Here is a 20,932-nt window from a genome sequence, read left to right on the forward strand (position 1 = left end):
TGATCGGACGACGCATCTCGATCATAAAATTCGGGCAAGCCGTGCCCGTGCCGGCCAACTAACGCCGACGTAAAATGCTCTTTGGTCTAACTCAGGCAGCGATCAGCTTTCTTTGCCAGCGCGGAACCGCCCCCACATCAGGTTGGCGTTCAAGCCCAAGGAAACCAAGGGCTGCGGCGGGTTTGCACAAGGCCCCGGGGCATTGAGCAAAAACTCGATCAGTTCGTGCTTGTCGCCCGCCAGCCAGTCGGCCAGCAACTTGCCGGTGACCGTGCCTCGGGTAACGCCCAGCCCGTTACAGCACAGTGCGCCGACGACATTAGGCGCCAACTTGCCGAAGAAGCCCATGTGGTTGCGCGACAGCGCCAGCGCACCGCCCCAGGTATATTCAAAGTTCACCCCAGGCAACATCGGAAAACGCCGGGCGAACGATTCGCGGTGGCGCTGAACAAAGCGTTCCAGATATTTGCGGTTGCTACGGCCGTCGGGGTTGTAGCTGAAGCTGTTACGGATCAGCAGGCGGTTGTCGACGGTGCGGCGCAGGGTGGTGCCGAACGGGTCGGCCGGGATCACGCCCCAGTAGGGTTTACCGCCCAGGCGCGCCTGTTCTTCCTCGGTCAGCGGGCGGGTGATACTGGCGTAGGTAAACACCGGCAGCATGCGCCCCTTGAGGAAACCGAAGCTCATGCCGAAGGCGTTGGTGGTGAGCACCAGCTTGTCGGCGGTGATGGAACCCTTGGTGTGGCGCAGCACCACCTTGTCGCCATACTCGACGTCGGTGATCGGTGTGTGCTCGTACAGCGAGACGTTGGACGGCAGGCTATCGGCCAGGCCTTTGACCAGCGCCGAGGGTTGCAACAAGGCTGTGCCTGGCGTGAACAGGCCTTTGCGGTAGAAATCCGTGCCGATATGATCGGGCAGGTCGCGGCCCTCGACCACTTCGTAGGGTTGACCCAGTTTGTCCAGGCCGCGGCGGTAGGCATCCAGCACGGCAATGCCGCGGTCTTCGATGGCCGCCTGGTATTTGCCGCAATGGCGGAACTGGCAATCGATGTTGTAGCGCTCGATCAGGTCCTTGAGGCATTGCTGCCCACCCAGGTTGAGCTTGAGGATCGTCTTGGCGATGTCGATGTCACCAATGTAATCCTCGGCGCCGATATCGTGCGGCAGGTCGATGGCAAAGCCGGCGTTGCGCCCGGAAGTGCCGAAGCCAACCTCCTGCGCTTCGACCAGTACGATCTCGTCATGCGGAAAGTTCGTTGCCAGCTGTCGTGCGGCCGCCAGCCCGGTGAAGCCTGCGCCGACCACCACCCAGCGCGCCTGGCTGTGCCCACTGTGGGCCGGCCGTGGCGTACGCGGTTTGCTCAGGTGGTACCAGCCACAGGTGGCATCATCGGCAGGTAACGAACTTATTCTTGTCATCTCACTAACCTGGATCGTGTTGTCGACGGGTGGTCAACGCCGGTGGCCTGACCTTGGTAATTCATATCTGAATCGGTACATCCAGCCCTTGCGGCGCGGCGTACTCGGCCATGCGGCGGCGCGACAGTTCGAAGTGATCGCGCACCAGCTGGCCAGCCGCTTGCGGGTCGCGGCGCTCGATGGCCTGAATCATCTGCTCGTGCTGCTCGCAGGCGATTTCGAGGTCGCGCTGCATGTCATCGGTAGTGGGATGGCGATAGAAGATCTTGCCCAATCGGGTGTGATCGATCAGCAGGCGACGCAGGCTCGGCATCAGGTAGTCGTTGTGCGCCATCTTGCCGATTTCCAGGTGGAAGGCGTCGTTGTAGAGCACGCGGTTTTCAACGTCGCGTTCTTCGATGGCCTGACGGAACTGGGCCTGGATAGCCTTGAGCACCTCGATTTCTTCAGCGCTGGCGTAAGTGGCGGCCAGCTGGGTAGTGGCCACGTAGATAAGCGGCGCCGCAACGTAGAAGCTGTGCAGCGACTCGTGGTTCATGGCGGCGACGCGTGGCGCGCGGTTGGCTTCCAGCTCGATGTAGCCTTCAGCGGCAATCTGGCGCAGCAGCTCGCGGACCGGGGGGCGCGACAGGCCAAACTCGTCGCACAGGGCCAGTTCGTCCACCACGGCGCCCGGAGCCAGTTCCATGCTCATGATCCGGCGGCGCAGTGCTTCGGCGAGGACGGCTTTGCGGTCCTGCGGCACTTCTGCAGCGAGTGGTTGGACGGTGGCTTTCATGGCGGCCTTCTTTGTTGTCATAGAGCTGTGTCTACTATTTGTATAACGACTATAGGGCACTGTTAGACAATGTGTCTACAGCATTCTCGATGAACGGTGAAAACTGCGTGGCCCTTTGTTTTCAAGGGTTACAGCGGCTCCCGGGGTGTGATTAAACACCCTTGGGGGTGCATTGCCAAACCAGACAGGTAATTGGCCAAATGCGACACAGCGAGCACTTTTGGCGCCGCTGGGCGACCCGAATGAACGCCGGCGGCCTCCGGCAGGTCAGCTGCTTACATTTCACACGGAGGTCTTGCCATGCTCGATATCCACGCTGCTGCGGCTTCGCAGCAAAATGTTCATGGTCTGGAACGGGTCAGTTCGCTGGCCGGCGGGGCGCTGATGCTCAGCAAGGGGCTGCGCCATGGCGGGCTGGTCGGCTTGCTGCAGATGGTGGTGGGCGGTATTGCGGTGGCACGCGGGGTCAGCGGGCATTGCTCGACCAAGGCGTGGTGGCAGCGGCATCGGCAGGAGTACCACCGCTTGCGTTCGGATATAGAACACAGTGCGGCGGAGCTGGAGGCGTTGAAGGCCAGCGCCAAGGCGGCGACGCAGGGAGTGACGGTGACCGGGAAGGATCCGTTGGCTGACAGCTGATCTTTGTGTCGCCTGTACTGGCCTCTTCGCGGGGCCGATACAGGCGCCAGGGATGTCTAACGCAACGCCTTGCTTTGCAGTACCTCGGACTTGCGGCCCAGCACGTTCTCGCTGATTTGCACGAACTCTTCGGTGCTTACGCTGGGCAGCCGCATCAGCCCGCGCACCACATCGTCCAGCGAACGCTTGGCCTGGGTATGAATGCGGATTTCCTTGTCCAGTGCCTGTAGCAGGATTACCCCGCGGGCTACCTGGGCCGGGCTTGCGCGTTCGCCCTTGAGCTGGGTGACCTTGGCGCCCTGCTTGCTCAGGCGCGCCTGCCACGCCTGGTAGCGGTCATCGCTGACCCCGCCCGAACGGCGCAGCAACTCGCTGGCGTAGTAGTCGGTCAGGCTTTCCACCAGCCAGTCATTGCCGTCGCGCCCACGGATCTGCGCAAACAGCTGCACCACTTCGCGCAGTAACGGGCTGCTGCCGTTCTCGCTCACCATCGGCCGGGCGCTGTGCAGGTACAGCGAACCCTGCGCGGCCATTGCCCCGCGCCACATGCCGTCACGGGCACCGACCAGCAGCAGCTTTGGCGGGTTGCGCGGGAACACCGCCTGCAGCTGCGGCCAGACGTAGGTCAGCAAGGTCAGGCTGTCCATGCGCCGCATGCCCTGCCCCACCGGCGCGGCCACGGTGACCTCGGTATCGCCCAGGCGGGCACGGCGGCTACCCAGGTCGCCGGCCAGCATCCAGCCAGTCGGGCGGTCGAACAGGCGCGAAACGTTGTCGATGCGAAACTTGTCCTTGCCAATGCGTGGCCAGGAGGTCTCGATACTCTTCCAGCCCTCGGGCAAGTCGAACGCCAGGCGCGCCACCAGCTCGGTGCCATCTTGCTGGTCAAGCCGCGCAGGCGGTACCAGCTGGTCGCCGAGGAACAGCGCCCAGTGCGGGGTGATACGTGAGGAATAGGCACCGCTGGCGAGCTTCTGGTCGAGCTGCACGCGGTAGCTGAGGCTGGTCTTGCCGGCCGCCGGCTGCCACACGCCACGCTGGCCCTTGAGTTGCCATTGGCCATCGGCCTGGAAGCCGCTGAAGGCACCCGCCTTGCCCAGGTCGAAGTCGAGGCTGCGCACAGCACTGCCTTCTGCCAGGGTCAGGCGGACTTCCGCCTGGCCACTGGCGGGCAACAGGCGCACCTGGTAGTCAAGGTCGACCTTTTTAGCCCAGGCTGGCGAACTGGCCATCAGGCCCAACAGCAAGAACAGCTGGCAACGCATACAGAAACTCCTTGTTTCCCCGTGGCAGCGGGCCGCGCCGGTCAGCTGGCGCGGAAGATCAGGTGGTCTTCCCAGTCGTCTTCGTGCACATCCTGCTCCCTGAGCATACGCCCCGACTGGGAAATGCGCTGTTCATGGACCTGCTGGCGATCGCCACAGACAAGATGGTGCCAGGCCGGCAGGTCCTTGCCCTCGCTGACCAGGCGATAACCGCAGGTGCTTGGCAGCCACGTGAACTGGTCGGCCTTGCCCGGGGTGAGCTGGATGCAGTCCGGTACATGCGCGAAGCGGTTGGGATAGTCGCTGCACTGGCAGGTATCCATGTCCAGCAACTTGCAGGCGATACGCGTGTAATAGACGCTGTTGTCGTCTTCATCCTCAAGCTTTTGCAGGCAGCACAGGCCGCAGCCGTCGCACAGCGACTCCCACTCTTGCGGGCTGAGTTGTTCGAGGGTCTTGCGCCGCCAGAACGGCGCGTTTTCAGCGATCATCACACGGTTTCCTGCATTCATCTTGGGGCCACGGCGCGCGGCGGCGCCAGTCTAGAGCCTGGCCTTCGGCAAAGCCAGACCGCTTGTCAGTCGCGACGGGACGCAGTAGCGTGCCGCTTTCCCGTACATTTGCAGGAGCTGTCATGAGCGCAACCCCCCGCATTGCCGATTACGCCATCAACGAACAGTTCATCAACCGCTGGTCGCCACGCGCCTTCACCGCCGAGCCGATCAGCGAAGAAACCCTGCTGAGCTTCCTGGAAGCCGCACGCTGGGCACCGTCGGCGTACAACTCGCAGCCTTGGCGCTTCCTGTATGCCCGCCGCGACACGCCGAACTGGGAGCGCTACCTGAACCTGCTGGTGCCGTTCAACCGCAGCTGGGCGCAACACGCCTCGGCGCTGGTGCTGATCATTTCCAAGACCACCTTTGCCGCCCCGGGCGCCACAGAAGAAAAACCGGCGCTGTGGCACACCTTCGACACAGGTTCCGCCTGGGGCCACCTGGCCCTGCAGGCCAGCATCAGCGGCTGGCATACCCATGGCATGGCCGGATTCGACCAGGACCTGGCGCGTCAGGAACTGAAGGTTCCCGAGGGCTACGTGCTGCATGCCATGGTGGCGATTGGCAAGCTGGGTGACAAGGCCAGCCTGGATGAAGCGCTGCAGTCGCGTGAAGTGCCAAGCCCGCGCAAGCCGTTGAGCGAGCTGGCTGCCGAGGGTGATTTCAGCCTGTAAGGCCTGTGTAGGCTGCACTAGCCTCTTCGCAGCACTAGGCTGCTCCTGCAGGACCTCCATCGCCCTGCAGGAGCAGCCTTGTGCTGCGAAGAGGCCGATACAGGCACTACAAATCAGTAGCCCTTGGCGAAGTCGACTTCCCCACGCAACCCCTGCCCCGCTTCATAAGCCCGCACATTCTCGACAAACAACCGCACCATCGCCGCCGGCGAGGTGGGTGCCGAACTGTGCCCGGTCAGCAACAGCCCCCAGGCGGTCCAGAACGGGTGTTGTTTGGGTAGTGGTTCCTGCCGACAGACATCGATCACCGCACCGGCCAGATGGCCTTCCTTCAGCGCTTCGACCAGGTCGGCATCGACCACCGCCACGCCACGCCCGGCATTGATGAACAACGCCGTGGGCAGGAAGCACTTGAACAGCGCCGCGTCATACAGGTCATGGGTAGCCGGGGTGTCCGGCAGCAGGTTGATCACGTAGTCGACCTGGCCAACCATGCGCGGCAAGTCGGCCAGGGCCGCCACCTCGACAAACGGTGCCTGTTCCCGGGCGGTGCTGGCCACACCGTACAGCACCACACCAAACGGTTGCAGGAACTCGGCCACACGCTGGCCAATGTCGCCGGTGCCGACAATCAGCACCTTGCGCCCTTCCAGCGTGCGCCCCGGGCGGTCATCCCAGCGCCGCTCGACCTGGCTGACCAGGCGCGACAGCACCTCGCGCTCATGGCCGAGCATGTAGGTCAGCATGTACTCGGCCATCACCTGGCCGAAAATGCCCACCGCACGGGTCAGGCGATAGTCACGCGGCAGGCCGTCGGCCAGCAACGGCGTGATACCGGCCCAGGTCGATTGCATCCACTGCGGCTTGAGGCCCTGGCGCAGCAAGCTTGCCAGCAGGTCCGGCTGGCCCAGCCACACCGTGCACTGCGATGCCTGCTGCGCCAGTTCGGCGGAGTCACCGCTGGTCAGGATTTCCACTTCAGGCGCTGCTTCACGCAATAGCCCGGCGTATCGAGCATGCTCATGCTCAGCAATCAGTACACGCATGGTCAGACCGGGTCGTTACGGCGCAGCAGCTCTTCGGGCAGGTGCTCGATGTACTCATCTTCCAGCGGCGGCATCTGCAGGTGGTAGCCCTGGTTGTCGAGGTTCTCCAGTACCTTGGTGATGTCCTCGCGGGCCAGCTTGCGCTCGGGGCTGAGCACCAGGTCAAACGCGTGCATGGGGGTACCGAAGGCCGGCAGCAGGCCTTCGGGCACGCGCTCCAGGCCGTCCGCCTTGAGCACGTAGAGGTACATTTCGTTCTTGCGGGGGCTCTTGTAGATCGAGCAAATGCGTTTCATCGGGTCTCTCCGGCACCTGCGAGGTTGTCCAGCAGGGCCTGGCCCATGCGCTCACGGCGCCAGCCGCGCAGCGAATCGGGCAGTTGATATGGGCCGTTGGGGTAGCCGCTCTTGAGCAGCGCCTCCAGGGCTTTCTTGCGCAGCATCAGCTCGGGGGTAATCCCCAGGCGCTCGCCTTCGGCCTGGCCGATGGCACGCAGCTGCTTGAGGATGCCGGCGGCCTCGATCGGCAATGGCTCGGGCAAGGGCGCTGGCCACTGCTCCGCTGGCAGACTACCGGCGCGCTTGATCAGCTGGATGAGGAACTCACCGTCCTGACGAATGGTGCGCGGGTGCATCTCGTCGATCTTGGCCAGCGCCGACAGGTTGCTTGGCTGGCTCTTGGCCATGGGCCACAACGAGTGTTCCTTGAGGATGCGGTTACGCGGCACATCGCGGTTGCGGGCTTCGCGCTCGCGCCAGGCGCACAGTTCACGCAGCACCGCCAGTTGCTGGGGGGCCAGCTTCCAGGCGAGCTTGACGTCGCGGTACAGGCTTTCGGGCTCGACTTCACGACGCAATGCGGCCACCAGTTCGGCACCGTCCTCCAGCACCCAGGCGTACTTGTCGTCGGACAAGCGCGGGCGCAGCGCGGTGAACAGCTCGGCCAGGTGCACGGCATCCTCGGCAGCGTAGCTGACCTGGGTTTCCGAGAGCGGGCGCTGCAGCCAGTCGGAACGGGTCTCCCCCTTGGGCAGCTCGATACCCAGCACCTCTTGCACCAGGCGCGAATAACCCATGCTGAAGCCCAGGTTCAGGTAACCGGCAGCCAGCTGGGTGTCGAACAGCGGCTGCGGCAGCTTGCCGGTCAGGCGCAGCAGCACTTCAAGGTCTTCGCTGCAGGCGTGCAGCACCTTGACCACGCCACTGTCTTCCAGCAGGTCGGCCAAGGGCTGCCAGTTGCCGATCAACAGCGGATCGATCAGGAAGGCCCGCTGGCCGTCACCGATCTGAATCAGCCCGGCTTTCGGGTAAAAGGTGTCGACCCGCATGAATTCGGTGTCGACGGCGACGAAGGGCAGTTGGTGCCAGTCGCGGCAGTGTTCGGCCAGGCTCTGGTCGTCACGGATCCAGTGAATTTCGATGGCCACGAGGCTCTCCCACTAACATTGGCGCGCAGTATATACGGCGCGGGCACTGCTGGTGAAACCTGCGCCATCCCTGGAGTAGATAAACGGCGCTGCAAACCGGCCCTTTTTTGTAGGAGCAGCCTTGTGCTGCGAAAGGGCCGGTGCAGGCATTCTGGTAATGGGCTGGCTGTACCGGCCTCTTCGCAGCACAAGGCTGCTCCTACCGGGGGAGGTACAGCCATGCATTCAGCGCTTGGCCGCCAGCCAAGGCCGGCAGCTGGCGAACATGTCCAGCGACTGCTGGTAGAGCTCGGTGTGCACCTGTAACAGGCCGAGCATGGAGTGGAACAGGTTGTCCTGCGACAGCGGGGCATCGCTGAGCTTGGCCAGGCAGTCGGTGTCGAGGCCGAAGTCTTCCTTGTAGCTGTCGGAGAACCAGGTCAGCAGCGGCACGTGCTTCTGCTGCTCTGGGGCAATGGCGTAAGGCGTGCCGTGCAGGAACAGGTTGTACTCGCCCAGCGACTCGCCATGGTCGGACAGGTAGATCATGGCCGTATCGACTTTGTCCTGTTTGCTGCGCAAGGTGTCGATCAGCGACGCCAGCACCTTGTCGGTGTAGGCCAGGGTGTTGTCGTAGCCGTTGATGATTTCCTGCTCGCTGCACTGGTTCAGCGCGTTGCTCTTGCACACCGGCGTGAAGCGCTCGCCGCCATTGGGGTAGCGCTTGAAGTATTCCGGGCCGTGGCTGCCCATCTGGTGCAGCACCAGCACGGTATCCTTGTCGAGGTTGTCGATCAGCTCGTCCAGGCCTTGCAGCAGGATCTCGTCATGGCATTCGCCATTGGCGCACAGCTGGGGGTCCTTGAGGTTGCTGACATCAATGAACTGCACACGGTCGCAGGTACCCTTGCAGCCTGACTGGTTGTCACGCCATTGTACGGCCAGGCCGGCACGCTGAAGGATGTCCAGCAGCCCTTCGCGGTTCTTCGCCACGCGGGCGTCGTAATCCTTGCGTTTCATGCCCGAGAACATGCACGGCACCGAGACTGCCGTTTCCGTACCGCACGAGTGCACGTCGGAAAACGCCAACAGGCCCTGTTCCCTGGCCAGGTTCGGCGTGGTATCGCGGTCATAGCCCAGCACGCCGAAATGGTCTGCCCGGGCACTTTCACCAACCACCAGCACTGTCAGCGACTTGCGCTCATGTTTTTGCCAGGCGGCATCACGCTTGGCATCTTCGCCATAGTGCTGGAACGGGCGCGAAGCAGTACCGACTCGCTCGCTGACATAACCAATGGAGGCCCCGACGATATTGCTCGGGGTGAGCATCAGGCGCAGTTCGTGGTGGTTGCGAAACAGCGACGACAAGCCTTGATAGTTGACCAGCGCTACCGAGCCAAGGGCCACGACACAGGCACCACTGACCACCAGCTTGCCCAGCAGCTCACGGTGCCAGGGGCGGTAGGCGACAGGCGCTTTCCACAGCAGCACCGAAGGCAACACGCCCAGCAGCAGGATATAGGCAGCAAACTTCAGCGACATCAAGTCGCGCACTTCTGCAACATTGGTCTCAGCCATATTGCGGAACATGCCGGCATCAATAAGTACACCGTATTGGTTCATGAAGTAAGCCACACCGGCTCCACTCATGAACAACACGATAAGTAACGGCTTCAATATATAGCGGAAGGCGAACAAGGTGAGGATCAGATTGAAGGCAAACAACATCAGCACGGCAAATGCCAAGCTCAGCCACAGCCCCGACAGGCCGGCGGGCACGACCTCTTGCAGATGCTCCCAAAGGAACATGTTCAAGCCAATCAGCAGGTAAAGGCTGGCCAGCAGCGTGACCCATTCAGTCCGCATGGATTTGAAGTTGAGCATCAGCGTCCGCAATCAAGAGTAATTATCAACTCCCAGGCCGCATGGCACGGTGGGAAAGTTGGGCGAACTCTAGAAAGCGCGTCATCAATTTTTCGTGAAAAAGACGGTAACAATTTAGTGAAGCTGCGTCTTTTATCAATTACCTGACAGCGGTTCAGCGGGCATTCAGCCTGGCAGCCGTCACAAGCCTGCGCAAACGCGGCTATCCTCAGTGGTCAGGACCTTACCGACAACCCTGACAGAGGTGAAGAAATGCCAGTTCCGCATGATCTGCTCGCTGACCTGCACGTTACCGCTGATGCATTCCAGGCGCTCATAGACAAGGACCAGACGCTGCACACGCTGCACAAGGAATACAACGCCAAGGACAAGGAGGTGGTCGCCGCCGAAGGCAACGGTACCAACGACGACGCCGTCAACCGGCTGCGCAAGGAACGGTTGCTGATCAAGGACAAGATCGAACAGATCATCCATCCGCCCAAATCCTGAAAAAAATTCATCAAACCTGCAGGCCTCTTCGCGGGCTCGCCCGCGAAGAGGCCTGCCGCCCTTACACTGCAGCCAGCGCTTTCAGTGCACCATCCAGGTCCTCGATCAGGTCGCGGTAATCCTCGATCCCCATCGACAGCCGCAGCAGGTTCTCGCTGATCCCCATCACCCCTTTCTGCTCCGGGCTCAGCGAGCAGTGCGACATGGTCCACGAGTGGTTGATCATGCTCTCCACCCCGCCCAGCGAGTCAGCCAGCACAAAAATCTGCAGCGCTTCCACCAGGCGGTTGAGCGCGGCCCGATCACCCTTGACCTTCATCGCCACCACCGCCCCGCCACTGCGCATCTGGCGTTTGCACAGTTCATGCTGGGGGTGGCTTTCCAGCCCCGGGTAATACACCTGCTCGATCTGCGCATGCCCTTCGAGGAAACGTGCCACCTGCAGGGCGTTGCTGCATTGGCGTTCCATGCGCACATCCAGGGTCTTCAGGCCGCGCAGGGCGAGGTAGCAGTCGAACGGCCCCTGCACCGCGCCAATCGCCATGCTGATGCGGCGCAGGCGCGCCAGCAGCGCATCATTGGCCGCCACTACCACGCCACCGGTCAGGTCGGAGTGGCCGCCGATGTACTTGCTGGCCGAGTGCATCACCAGGTCCACGCCCAAGGTGATCGGGCGCTGGTTCCACGGTGAGCAGAAGGTATTGTCGATGCAGGTGAGAATCCCCCGCGCCCTGGCAAGGTCGCACACTGCCTTGATGTCGACCAGGTGCAGCAACGGGTTGGTCGGCGACTCGATCCAGATCAGCTGGGTTTCTGGCTTGATGGCGGCAGCCACGGCCTCAAGGTCGTTGAGGTCGACATAGGTGGTGGTCAGGCCCGAGGTGCGGCTGCGGTAGTCTTCCAGGATGCGGAAGGTGCCGCCATACACGCCGTTCATCACTACCACATGGGAGTCCTTGGGCAGCAGCTCCAGCACCGTCGCAGTGGCATTCACCCCCGAGGCACAGGCCACCGCGCCCACGCCTTCCTCCAGGGCGGCGACACAGGTTTCGTAGGCATGCCGGGTGGGGTTGCCGACCCGGCTGTAGGAGTACTCCGGCTTGTCGTCCAGGCTGCGCTTGGTGAACGAGCTGGCGGTGACGATGGCCGGGAAGATGGCGTTTTCGGCGACGCTGAACTGCTCGCCGGCGTGAATGGTACGGGTGGCGAAATTGCGCGGCTTGTCGGACATGGTCAGGCCCATTGGCAGAGTGAAGGCTGCAACTATCGCACAACCCAAATCTTCTGGCCTTGGGGTAATCTGTGAAAAATTTTTCTACACGGCCCGCGCGCGATATGGACAGTTTCGACCAGCACATTCTTACCCTGCTACAGCGCGATGCCTCGATCTCGCTCAAGGACCTGGCCGAGGCCGTCAACCTGTCCACCACGCCGTGCTGGAAGCGGGTCAAGCGCCTGGAAGAAGAAGGCTACATACTCGGCCGTGTCGCCCTGCTGGACCCCGAACGGCTTGGGCTGGGGCTGACGGTGTTCGTCCAGCTCAAGACCCAGCGCCACGACAGCGCCTGGCTGGAGCAGTTTGCCGCGACTGTGACCGGGTTCGAGGAAGTGATGGAGTTTTACCGCATGTCGGGGGATTGGGACTACATGCTGCGGGTGGTGGTGGGAGATATTGCGGCGTATGACCGGTTCTACAAAAAGCTGATTACCCGTACCGATGGGCTGTCGAACATCACCTCCAGTTTTGCCATGGAACAGATGAAGTACACCACGGCTTACCCGGTGCATCGGTGATCAAGGGCTGCTTTGCAGCCCATTCGCGGCACAAGGCCGCTCCTACAGAGGAATGCGATCACCTGTAGGAGCGGCCTTGTGCCGCGAAGAGGCCAGCTCAGGCAACCGGTCAATCCGAAGCCAACACCGCGGCAATGCGGTTCCCCGCCTTGGCTTTCTCGACCTTGATGGCCACAAATTTCGAAGTCGGGGTGTAGGTCCCCTCGCCATAACTTTCCAGCGGCACCAGTGGGTTGGTCTCCGGGTAATACGCCGCTGCCTGCCCCTCAGGCACGTCATACGCCACCAGGCGGAACCCGGAAACCCTCCGCTCCACGCCATCCTCCCACAGCGACACCAGGTCCACCTGCTCACCCGGCTCGAAGCCCAGGCGGCGGATGTCGGCCTCGTTGACGAACACCACTTCACGCAGGCCGAACACCCCGCGGTAGCGGTCATCCAGGCCATACAGGGTGGTGTTGTACTGGTCATGCGAGCGCAGCGTCTGCAGGATCAGGTCGGGCTTGTCACCCCGCGCCAGCACCTTGGCGTTGACCAACTCTTCCGGCAGTGCGTGGGGCATGAAGCGGGCCTTGCCCGTGGCCGTGCGGAATTTGCGATCGGCGGCATTGTTGCCCAGGTGGAAACCGCCCGGGCTATGCAGGCGTTGGTTGAAGCCGGTGAAACCCGGGATCACGTCGGCGATCATGTCACGAATGCGGTTGTAGTCGGCCACCGCATACTCCCAGTCGATCGGCTGATTGCCCAGCGTGGCCTTGGCCATGCCGGCGACGATCCACGGTTCGGAGCGCATGTGCGGCGAACGCGGGCGCAACTGGCCGTTGGAGATGTGCACCATGCTGAAGGTGTCCTCCACGGTCACCCCTTGCGGCCCTTCGGCCTGCAGGTCGATTTCGGTACGGCCCAGGCACGGCAAAATCAACGCATCGCGGCCTGTCACCAGGTGCGAGCGGTTGAGCTTGGTGGAAATCTGCACGGTCAACGCGCAGTTCTGCAGGGCCGCGTGGGTGCGCGGGGTGTCCGGGGTGGCTTGGGCGAAGTTGCCGCCCAAGGCGATGAACACCTTAGCCCGGCCCTCTTCCATGGCCTTGATCGCCAGCACCGCGTTGTGCCCGTGGGCCCGCGGCACGCGGAACTGGAAGCGTTTTTCGATGGCGTCGAGCAGCGCCGCCTTGGGCTTCTCGTCGATGCCCATGGTGCGGTCCCCCTGCACGTTGCTGTGGCCGCGCACCGGCGACAGGCCGGCGCCGGGCTTGCCGACGTTGCCGCGCAGCAGCTGCAGGTTGACGATTTCCTGCACGGTCGGCACCGAATGGCGGTGCTGGGTGACGCCCATGGCCCAGCACATGATCACCCGCTCGGCCTTGCGGTACATGCGTGCGGCCAGCTCGATCTCGGCCAGGGTCAGGCCCGACTGTTTGACGATGTGTTCCCAAGAGGTGGCGTCCACCGCTGCCAGGTAGTCATCGACGCCGCTGGTGTGCTCGGCGATGAAAGCATGGTCGAACACCGCCGGCTCGCCCTTGGCCTGGGCTTCGCGCTCCCACTGCAAGAGGAATTTGGCAATGCCACGCATGGCCGCCATGTCACCGCCCAAGGCCGGGCGGAAGTAGGCGCTGGACGTCGGCTCGGAGCCGTTGCTGAGCATTTCGAACGGGTGCTGCGGGTGCTGGAAGCGCTCCAGGCCACGCTCCTTCAGCGGGTTGAAGCACACCACCTGGGCCCCGCGCTTGACCGCCTCACGCAGCGGTTCGAGCATGCGTGGGTGGTTGGTGCCGGGGTTCTGGCCGATGACAAAGATGGCGTCGGCCAGCTCTAGGTCGTGAAACACCACGGTGCCCTTGCCCACCCCGAGGGTTTCCGACATGCCGGCGCCGCTGGCTTCGTGGCACATGTTCGAGCAATCGGGGAAGTTGTTGGTGCCGTAAGCGCGCACGAACAGCTGGTACAGGAACGCCGCCTCGTTGCTGGCCCGGCCCGAGGTGTAGAACTCGGCCTCATCGGGCGACTGCAGCGCACGCAGGTGCGTGGCGACCAGCTCGAAGGCCTCCTGCCAGGTGGTTTCGACATAGTGATCGGTGGCAGCGTCGTAGCGCATTGGGTGCGTGAGGCGGCCCTGGTATTCGAGCCAGTAGTCGGTCTGGTCCTTCAGCGCGCTGACGCTGTATTTGGCGAAGAAGGCCGGGTCGACCGAGCGGCCGGTGGCTTCCCAGTTAACCGCCTTGGCGCCGTTTTCGCAGAACTTGACCATATCGCTTTCCGGCGACTCGCCCCAGGCACAGCCGGGGCAGTCGAAGCCGCCGTTCTGGTTGGTCTTGAGCATGGCCCGCAGGTTCTTGAAGGCATTTTCGCTGCCCAGCCAGCTTTTGGTAACGCTCTTGAGCGCCCCCCAGCCAGCGGCGGCGCCCTTGTAGTCCCTGATGTGTTCGTCCTGGCTCATGCGATGAATCCTCACGCTTCGATGCTTTTTTCCAGCCTATTGAGCGTGAGGCAGGGGCGTCCAATCGAAAGATCTTACGGTGTGATAAGCGGTTTCGATCATGGGCCGGGAATGTGGTTGCCGCCATGATAGAGGCCGTCGATCAAGCAGTCGGACAAAGCAATTTGACGCACCTGCGGCCAGGTTATAGCTTGGAGTTGTGTCCCAACCCATTCGAGCGCGAACGTGGAACAGAACAGCCGGGCCCTGATCGACGGCTTCAACCGGAAAATCGACTACCTGCGGATGTCGGTCACCGACCGCTGTGACTTCCGTTGCGTGTACTGCATGGCAGAAGACATGCAGTTTCTGCCGCGCCAGCAGATCCTCAGCCTCGAAGAACTGTTCCAGGTGGCCGAGCGCTTCGTCGCCCTGGGCACCCGCAAGATCCGCCTGACCGGCGGCGAGCCACTGGTACGCCAGGGCATCGTCGACCTGTGCGGGCGCATCGCAGCCCTGCCCGGCTTGCGCGAACTGTGCCTGACCAGCAACGGCTCGCAACTCGGGCGCCTGGCCCAGCCGCTGTTCGATGCCGGCGTGACGCGCCTGAACATCAGCCTCGACAGCCTGGACGCCGACCGCTTCAAGCAGCTGACCCGCACCGGCGACCTGCATCAGGTCATCGCCGGTATCGACGCCGCACGCAAGGCCGGGTTCAAGCGCACCAAGCTCAACTGCGTGGTGCTCAAGGGCCGCAACGATCATGAACTGGTCGACCTCGTGCGCTTCGCCATTGATCGCGAACTGGACATCACCTTCATCGAAGAAATGCCGCTTGGGGTGATCAGCGAGCACGAACGCGGCGAGTCGTTCTGCTCCAGTGATGAAGTACGTGAGCGCCTTGCCGAGCAGTTCACCCTGATCGAATCCACCGAATCCTCACAGGGCCCGGCCCGCTACTGGCGTCTGGCCGAAACCGCGAACACCCGAGTCGGCTTCATATCGCCGCACAGCCACAATTTCTGCGCCACCTGCAACCGCGTGCGCCTGACGGTCGAAGGCCGCCTGCTGCTATGCCTGGGCAATGAACATTCGGTGGACCTCAAGCATGTGCTGCGCGCGCACCCTGGCAATGCCGAACGCCTGGAAAAGGCCATCCGCGATTCGCTGCACCTCAAGCCGTACCGCCATCACTTCGAAGTCGGTGGCGACGTGCAGATCCTGCGCTTCATGAACATGACCGGCGGCTAAGCGGCCGTCTCTGGAAATCCATGATCGTCCACCCAACCCCCGATGTGCTGCGCGTGCTGTTCACCCTCAAGGGTTCGATCGTCAAGCGCATTGCCCTGCGCTGCCTGATGGTGACCCTGCTGGCCGCGCTGATCGTGCTGATCGAGCGCCATTACCCGGCGTTTTTCTACCCGGTGAGCGCCACGCCGTTCACCTTGCTTGGCCTGTCGCTGTCGATCTTCATGAGCTTTCGCAACAACGCCTGCTATGACCGCTGGTGGGAGGGCCGCAAAGCTTGGGGCAAGCTGATCATCGAAACCCGCTCGTTCGTGCGTGAGAGCGTTGTCATTACAGATGGAAAACTGCGTAACGAACTGCTGCGCAGCCTGTGCGGTTTTGCCCATGCATTGAATGCGCGGCTGCGCGGTGAGGACGAACTGGCGGCTGCCCGGCCATGGCTCGCCCGGCCAGAGGCGATCAGCTCGCACAACGTGTGCGATGGCATCCTGCGCGAAATTGGCCAGCATTGCTCAAGGCTGGCAGAGCAACAGCAGATCAGTGACTGGCGTTACAGTTTGCTGGAGCAGCGGCTGGTAGGGTTGACCGAAGTACAGGCCACCTGTGAGCGGATCAAGGGTACGCCCTTGCCGTTCCCCTATACGCTGCTGCTGCACCGCACCATCTACATCTTCTGCCTGCTGCTACCGTTTGCCCTGGCCGAGCCCCTGGGCTGGCTGGCGCCGCTGTTCACCACCATCGTGGGGTACACGTTCTTCGGGCTGGATGCGATTGGCAACGAGCTGGAAGACCCGTTCGGGCGCGATGAGAATGATTTGCCGACCGATGCCATGGTGCGGACTGTGGAGCGCGATGTGCTGGCGGGGTTGGGGGAGCAGCAGTTGCCGCCGGCGTTGTTGCCGGTGGGGTATGTGTTGAGCTGACGATTTGTGGTTGCCTGTTCTGGCCTCTTCGCGGGCACGCCCGCGAAGAGGCCAGAACAGGAGTAGCATCAGCCCCGGCTTGCGCAGGCCTCGATCGGCAACAGGTGTTTGACGAAATTGCACGGCCGATGCCGGGCATCCAGCTGCTCGGCCAGGATACCCTCCCACGCGGTACGGCAGGCCCCGGTAGAGCCAGGCAGGCAGCACACCAACGTTCTGTTGGACAACCCGGCCAACGCCCGACTCTGCACGGTCGAGGTGCCGATATCCAGAATCGACAACGCCCGGAACAGCTCGCCAAAACCATCGATGCGCTTGTCCAGCAAGCATTCGACGGCCTCCGGTGTGCTGTCTCGCCCGGTAAAGCCGGTGCCGCCGGTAATCAGCACCACCTGCACCTGCTCATCGGCAATCCAGGTCGCCACCTGGGCGCGGATCTTGTACAGGTCGTCCTTGAGCAGCGCCCGCGCCACCAGCCGGTGGCCGATCTCTACCGAACGGCTGGCCAGCAGCTCGCCAGAGGTATCGTTGTCGTAGGTACGGGTGTCGCTGACGGTCAGCACGGCGATGTTCAGCGGTACGAAGACTGCATCGGGTTGGACGCGCACGGTAAAGCTCCTTGAATGGCATTGTCGCCACGCTAGAGGCACGGCCCGAGGGCGTCCAATCAATATGGCGTACCGGGCGATCAATGACATCTATCGCAGACGTGGGTTAAGGTCTGCATAACCAGACGCCAGGCATTTCCATGGACATCAAGCAGCTCAAGTTCCTCATCGCCCTCGACCAGACCCGCCACTTCGGCCAGGCGGCGGCGCTGTGCCATATCACCCAGCCGACGCTGTCCATGCGCCTGCGCAACCTGGAGGACGAGCTGGAGCTGGTGCTGGTCAAGCGCGGCCAGCGCTTCGAAGGTTTTACCGAGGCCGGCGAGCGCATCCTGGCCTGGGCCCGCACCCTGCTTGCCGCCCACGACGGCCTGCAGGCCGAGGCTGCCAGCTGCCGCGGCCAAGTGGTCGGCAGCCTGCGCCTGGGTACGGTACCGCTGGCCAGCTTCAACCCCATGCACCTGCTGCTGCCACTGCGCGAAAAATACCCCGAACTGCACTTTCAACTCAGCTCGCTGAGCTCGGAACAGGTCATCGACGGGCTCAGCCGCAACCAGCTCGACCTGGGTATCTGCTACCTGGACCAGGTCAACACCAGCTTCTTTGAAGTGATCGAACTGGGCACCACCACCATGGGCCTGCTGCACGACACCCGGCACTTCCAGTTCGCCAGCGACCCGCTGCGCTGGGATGCACTCAGCGACATACCACTGGGCCTGCTGAGCAAAGGCATGCACTACCGCCAGTCTCTGGACCTGAGCTTCCGCAGCCGCGGCCTGGAGCCGAATGCGGTGCTGGAAAGCGACTCGACCTTCCAGCTGATCCAGGCCATCAACACCGGCATGTGCTGCGCGATCATGCCGCTGGACTGCGGCCTGGAAGACCTCAGCGAGCACCTGCGCATCGTGCCGGTGGCCGACGCCGCCATCCACAGCCCGGTCGGCCTGCTGTTGCGCCGCAGCGAGCCGCGCTCGGCGATTGCCGAACAGTGCTTCGCCGAGGCACGGGCACTGTTTCAAGCCACCTGATCGCTGGTGGCCTGGCGGTACTGGCGCGGGGTAAAGCCGGTCAGTTGCTTGAACTGGCGGCTGAAGGCGCTGTGGTCGGTGTAGCCGCAGCGCATCGCCACGTCCGTGATGGGCAGGTCCGAATGCAACAGGCGGTGGGCGTGCTCCAGGCGTGCCTTGTGGATCATCTGCCGGGGCGTGAGGTGGAACACCCGCTTGCAGTAGCGCTCCAGCTGGGCCACGGAAATACCGGCGATGCGGGTCAGCTCGCCCATGCTGATCGGCTGGTGAAAGTGCTGGCGAATGTGCTCGTCCACCGCGGCCAGGCGTTGATAGGCGGGGTGGCTGTCGGCGGCTGATTGCAGGTCGACCGAAATGCCGACCAGGCCGATGATCTCGCCCGCCTGGTTGTACAGCGGGCGCTTGTGGGTCAGGCACCAGCCGGGTTCACGGCTGCCGTACAGGTGCAGCTCCAGTTGGTCCTCCAGCACCATCCCTTCCTTGAGCACCCGGCGGTCTTGTTCGGTGTAGCCGGGGCCGAGCTGTGCCGGGAATACCTCGGCACTGGTCTTGCCCAGCAACGGTTGCAGGCGCTTGAGGCCACAGCGCTGGACCAGGGTGTTGTTGGCCAGCACATAGCGGGCAGCCGGGTCCTTGATGAAGATGGCGGCGTTGGGGATGGCGTCGAGGATCGGCAGCAGCAGCGACACACCGGCAAGCAGGGCCTCGAGGGTGGCGGGGCGGTGCTGGTCGAGAGACTGGTAGAGGGTTGCCAGGGGGGTGTTGGTCATCTTCTCTATCTCGGTTTGCTGGGCGGGCCTCTTCGCAGCACAAGGCTGCTCCTACATGCCTTGATAGCCATGCGGTCCTTGTAGGAGCAGCCTTGTGCTGCGAAGAGGCAAGCACTGGCGCTGCATCTCTCAAACCCTTATCCGGTATGGCCTACAGCCTATCCACCAGCCCACCCTGGCCACCAGCTTTTTTTGCAACTGTGCCGATTTCGTCATCCCCCCTGCAGAAAACCATCAAGAACCGTCGCCCCGACCGGTTCACTCTATGCCCCACGCAAGCCGCCCAAGTCCTACAAGAGCGCGGCCCAAAAAGCCGCATCTCGTGACATCAGACCTGCCTATCCAATAACCAACAAAAAGGCGAACCCATGTCAGGCAAATTCAAAAAACAGTTATCACTGCTGGACCTCACCTTCATCGGCCTAGGGGCCATTTTCGGCTCCGGGTGGCTGTTCGCCGCCAGCCACGTGTCGGCCATCGCCGGCCCGGCCGGCATCCTCTCCTGGTTCCTCGGCGGGTTCGCCGTACTGCTGCTGGGCATCGTCTACTGCGAACTGGGCGCCGCCCTGCCACGTGCCGGTGGCGTAGTGCGCTACCCGGTTTACTCGCACGGCCCACTGCTCGGCTACCTGATGGGTTTCATCACCCTGATCGCCTTTTCCAGCCTGATCGCCATCGAAGTAGTCGCCTCACGCCAATACGCCGCCGCCTGGTTCCCCGGGCTCACCAAGGCCGGCTCCAGCGACCCGACCGTGCTCGGCTGGCTGGTGCAGTTCGCCCTGCTGGGGCTGTTCTTCTTCCTCAACTACCGCAGCGTGAAAACCTTCGCCAAGGCCAACAACCTGGTCAGCGTGTTCAAGTTCATCGTGCCGCTGCTGGTAATCGGCGTGCTGTTCACCTTCTTCAAACCAGAAAACTTCGAGGTCCAGGGCTTTGCCCCGTTCGGCCTGTCCGGGGTGGAAATGGCCGTGTCGGCAGGCGGCATCATCTTCGCCTACCTGGGCCTGACGCCGATCATTTCGGTGGCCAGCGAGGTGAAGAACCCACAGCGCACCATCCCTATCGCACTGATTTTGTCGGTGCTGCTGTCCACCGCGATCTACGCCCTGCTGCAACTGGCCTTCCTCGGCAGCGTGCCCACCGAAATGCTGGCCAACGGCTGGGCCAGCGTGACCAAGGAACTGGCCCTGCCCTACCGTGACATCGCCCTGGCCCTGGGTGTGGGCTGGCTGGCCTACCTGGTGGTGGCCGACGCCGTGATCTCGCCCAGCGGCTGCGGCAACATCTACATGAACGCCACCCCGCGGGTGATCTATGGCTGGGCGCAGACCGGCACCTTCTTCAAGTACTTCACCCGCATCGATGCAGAATCCGGCATCCCGCGCCCGGCCCTGTGGCTGACGTTTGGCCTGTCGGTGTTCTGGACCCTGCCGTTCCCCTCGTGGGAAGCGCTGATCAACGTGGTATCGGCTGCCCTGGTACTGAGCTACGCCGTCGCCCCGGTCACCGTCGCCGCCCTGCGCCGCAATGCACCAGACATGCCGCGCCCGTTCCGGGTCAAGGGCATGGCGGTGCTCGGCCCGCTGTCGTTCATCATCGCCGCGCTGATCGTGTACTGGTCGGGCTGGAACACCGTGTCGTGGCTGCTGGCCCTGCAAATCGTGATGTTCGTGCTGTACCTGCTGTGCAGCCGTTTCGTACCCACCCAACACCTGTCGCTGGCCCAGCAAGTACGCTCGTCGGCATGGCTGATCGGCTTCTACGCGGTGACCATCCTGCTGTCGTGGTTGGGCAGCTTCGGCGGCCTGGGGGTGCTCGGCCACCCGTTCGACACCGTGGCTGTGGCCGCCTGCGCGCTGGGCATCTACTACTGGGGCGCCGCGACTGGCGTGCCTGCCCACCTGGTGCGCCTGGAAGGTGAAGACGAAAGCGAAGCCGCCGCTGAAACCTATACCCGCCGCCCTGCCGCCGTCGCTTCCTGATCTT

Annotated in this window: 20 protein-coding genes; 8 read left to right on the forward strand and 12 right to left on the reverse strand. The window is 63.0% G+C overall.

Going from position 1 to position 20,932, the window contains the following annotated elements; translation table 11 throughout:
* Positions 1 to 102: 102 nt before the first annotated feature.
* Together SB756_RS24635 and SB756_RS24640 are read right to left on the reverse strand one after the other, a co-directional pair.
* Entirely contained in the window at positions 103 to 1,422 is a 1,320-nt protein-coding gene (locus tag SB756_RS24635; RefSeq protein ID WP_410912287.1) for an NAD(P)/FAD-dependent oxidoreductase, read from the reverse strand.
* A gap of 61 nt (positions 1,423 to 1,483) precedes the next feature.
* A complete protein-coding gene (locus tag SB756_RS24640) occupies positions 1,484 to 2,200 on the reverse strand; it encodes a GntR family transcriptional regulator (protein WP_049276917.1) in 717 nt (238 codons plus the stop codon).
* A gap of 300 nt (positions 2,201 to 2,500) precedes the next feature.
* On the opposite strand from SB756_RS24640, the gene SB756_RS24645 reads away from it, so the two are divergent.
* Positions 2,501 to 2,839, forward strand: a complete 339-nt coding sequence (locus SB756_RS24645) for a DUF2892 domain-containing protein (RefSeq protein WP_410912290.1) — start codon at positions 2,501 to 2,503, stop codon at positions 2,837 to 2,839.
* 56 nt (positions 2,840 to 2,895) lie between these two features.
* Here SB756_RS24645 and SB756_RS24650 read toward each other — a convergent pair whose 3' ends face one another.
* Together SB756_RS24650 and SB756_RS24655 are read right to left on the reverse strand one after the other, a co-directional pair.
* Positions 2,896 to 4,104: a hypothetical protein gene (locus tag SB756_RS24650; protein WP_394207467.1), complete on the reverse strand. Its 1,209-nt coding sequence runs from the start codon at positions 4,102 to 4,104 to the stop codon at positions 2,896 to 2,898.
* Positions 4,105 to 4,145: 41 nt separating this feature from the next.
* On the reverse strand, positions 4,146 to 4,595 hold the full coding sequence (locus SB756_RS24655; protein WP_016498373.1) for a YcgN family cysteine cluster protein: 450 nt from the start codon (positions 4,593 to 4,595) through the stop codon (positions 4,146 to 4,148).
* 143 nt (positions 4,596 to 4,738) lie between these two features.
* On the opposite strand from SB756_RS24655, the gene SB756_RS24660 reads away from it, so the two are divergent.
* Complete coding sequence (locus SB756_RS24660; RefSeq protein ID WP_410912292.1) at positions 4,739 to 5,332, forward strand: nitroreductase family protein; 594 nt, start codon at positions 4,739 to 4,741, stop codon at positions 5,330 to 5,332.
* A gap of 113 nt (positions 5,333 to 5,445) precedes the next feature.
* On the opposite strand, the gene SB756_RS24665 is transcribed toward SB756_RS24660, so the two are convergent.
* The 4 genes from SB756_RS24665 to SB756_RS24680 all read right to left on the reverse strand — a co-directional run bounded on the left by SB756_RS24665 (position 5,446) and on the right by SB756_RS24680 (position 9,667).
* The gene (locus SB756_RS24665) at positions 5,446 to 6,378 is read right to left on the reverse strand and encodes a D-2-hydroxyacid dehydrogenase (RefSeq protein ID WP_234229528.1); all 933 of its coding nucleotides are present in this window, start codon (positions 6,376 to 6,378) and stop codon (positions 5,446 to 5,448) included.
* 2 nt (positions 6,379 to 6,380) lie between these two features.
* Positions 6,381 to 6,674: a YcgL domain-containing protein gene (locus SB756_RS24670; RefSeq protein ID WP_016488604.1), complete on the reverse strand. Its 294-nt coding sequence runs from the start codon at positions 6,672 to 6,674 to the stop codon at positions 6,381 to 6,383.
* Positions 6,671 to 7,804 (reverse strand): ribonuclease D, encoded by a 1,134-nt coding sequence (rnd, locus tag SB756_RS24675; RefSeq protein WP_341796530.1) that lies wholly within the window; start codon positions 7,802 to 7,804, stop codon positions 6,671 to 6,673. Before rnd ends, SB756_RS24670 begins: the two co-directional genes overlap by 4 nt.
* Positions 7,805 to 8,029: 225 nt before the next feature.
* Positions 8,030 to 9,667: a phosphoethanolamine transferase gene (locus SB756_RS24680; protein WP_410912295.1), complete on the reverse strand. Its 1,638-nt coding sequence runs from the start codon at positions 9,665 to 9,667 to the stop codon at positions 8,030 to 8,032.
* Positions 9,668 to 9,919: 252 nt separating this feature from the next.
* Between SB756_RS24680 and SB756_RS24685 the strand changes: the two genes are divergently transcribed.
* Positions 9,920 to 10,156: a YdcH family protein gene (locus SB756_RS24685; protein ID WP_410912297.1), complete on the forward strand. Its 237-nt coding sequence runs from the start codon at positions 9,920 to 9,922 to the stop codon at positions 10,154 to 10,156.
* 61 nt (positions 10,157 to 10,217) lie between these two features.
* On the opposite strand, the gene SB756_RS24690 is transcribed toward SB756_RS24685, so the two are convergent.
* Complete coding sequence (locus SB756_RS24690; protein WP_016498366.1) at positions 10,218 to 11,399, reverse strand: trans-sulfuration enzyme family protein; 1,182 nt, start codon at positions 11,397 to 11,399, stop codon at positions 10,218 to 10,220.
* A 92-nt stretch (positions 11,400 to 11,491) separates the two neighbouring features.
* Here SB756_RS24690 and SB756_RS24695 point away from each other — a divergent pair, with 92 nt between their 5' ends.
* Positions 11,492 to 11,950: an Lrp/AsnC family transcriptional regulator gene (locus SB756_RS24695; protein ID WP_049276903.1), complete on the forward strand. Its 459-nt coding sequence runs from the start codon at positions 11,492 to 11,494 to the stop codon at positions 11,948 to 11,950.
* A gap of 109 nt (positions 11,951 to 12,059) precedes the next feature.
* Here the strand turns inward: SB756_RS24695 and SB756_RS24700 are convergent, their stop codons facing one another.
* Complete coding sequence (locus tag SB756_RS24700; protein ID WP_341796533.1) at positions 12,060 to 14,390, reverse strand: FdhF/YdeP family oxidoreductase; 2,331 nt, start codon at positions 14,388 to 14,390, stop codon at positions 12,060 to 12,062.
* Positions 14,391 to 14,615: 225 nt separating this feature from the next.
* On the opposite strand from SB756_RS24700, the gene moaA reads away from it, so the two are divergent.
* Positions 14,616 to 15,620: a GTP 3',8-cyclase MoaA gene (moaA, locus tag SB756_RS24705; protein ID WP_341796534.1), complete on the forward strand. Its 1,005-nt coding sequence runs from the start codon at positions 14,616 to 14,618 to the stop codon at positions 15,618 to 15,620.
* Between the two features lie 20 nt (positions 15,621 to 15,640).
* Complete coding sequence (locus SB756_RS24710) at positions 15,641 to 16,540, forward strand: bestrophin family protein (protein ID WP_341796535.1); 900 nt, start codon at positions 15,641 to 15,643, stop codon at positions 16,538 to 16,540.
* Between the two features lie 68 nt (positions 16,541 to 16,608).
* Here SB756_RS24710 and moaB read toward each other — a convergent pair whose 3' ends face one another.
* Positions 16,609 to 17,148, reverse strand: coding sequence for a molybdenum cofactor biosynthesis protein B (moaB, locus tag SB756_RS24715; protein ID WP_043204243.1), 540 nt, complete (start codon positions 17,146 to 17,148; stop codon positions 16,609 to 16,611).
* Between the two features lie 140 nt (positions 17,149 to 17,288).
* Between moaB and SB756_RS24720 the strand changes: the two genes are divergently transcribed.
* The gene (locus SB756_RS24720; RefSeq protein WP_049276897.1) at positions 17,289 to 18,176 is read left to right on the forward strand and encodes a LysR family transcriptional regulator; all 888 of its coding nucleotides are present in this window, start codon (positions 17,289 to 17,291) and stop codon (positions 18,174 to 18,176) included.
* On the opposite strand, the gene SB756_RS24725 is transcribed toward SB756_RS24720, so the two are convergent.
* Positions 18,164 to 18,946 (reverse strand): AraC family transcriptional regulator, encoded by a 783-nt coding sequence (locus tag SB756_RS24725; RefSeq protein WP_341796537.1) that lies wholly within the window; start codon positions 18,944 to 18,946, stop codon positions 18,164 to 18,166. The two genes, SB756_RS24720 and SB756_RS24725, sit on opposite strands and share 13 nt — an antisense overlap.
* A gap of 368 nt (positions 18,947 to 19,314) precedes the next feature.
* Here SB756_RS24725 and SB756_RS24730 point away from each other — a divergent pair, with 368 nt between their 5' ends.
* The gene (locus SB756_RS24730; protein ID WP_016498358.1) at positions 19,315 to 20,928 is read left to right on the forward strand and encodes an APC family permease; all 1,614 of its coding nucleotides are present in this window, start codon (positions 19,315 to 19,317) and stop codon (positions 20,926 to 20,928) included.
* The last annotated feature ends 4 nt before the right edge of the window (positions 20,929 to 20,932 follow it).

This window comes from Pseudomonas sp. SIMBA_068 (genome assembly GCF_046534705.1).
Lineage (GTDB): Bacteria > Pseudomonadota > Gammaproteobacteria > Pseudomonadales > Pseudomonadaceae > Aquipseudomonas > Aquipseudomonas putida.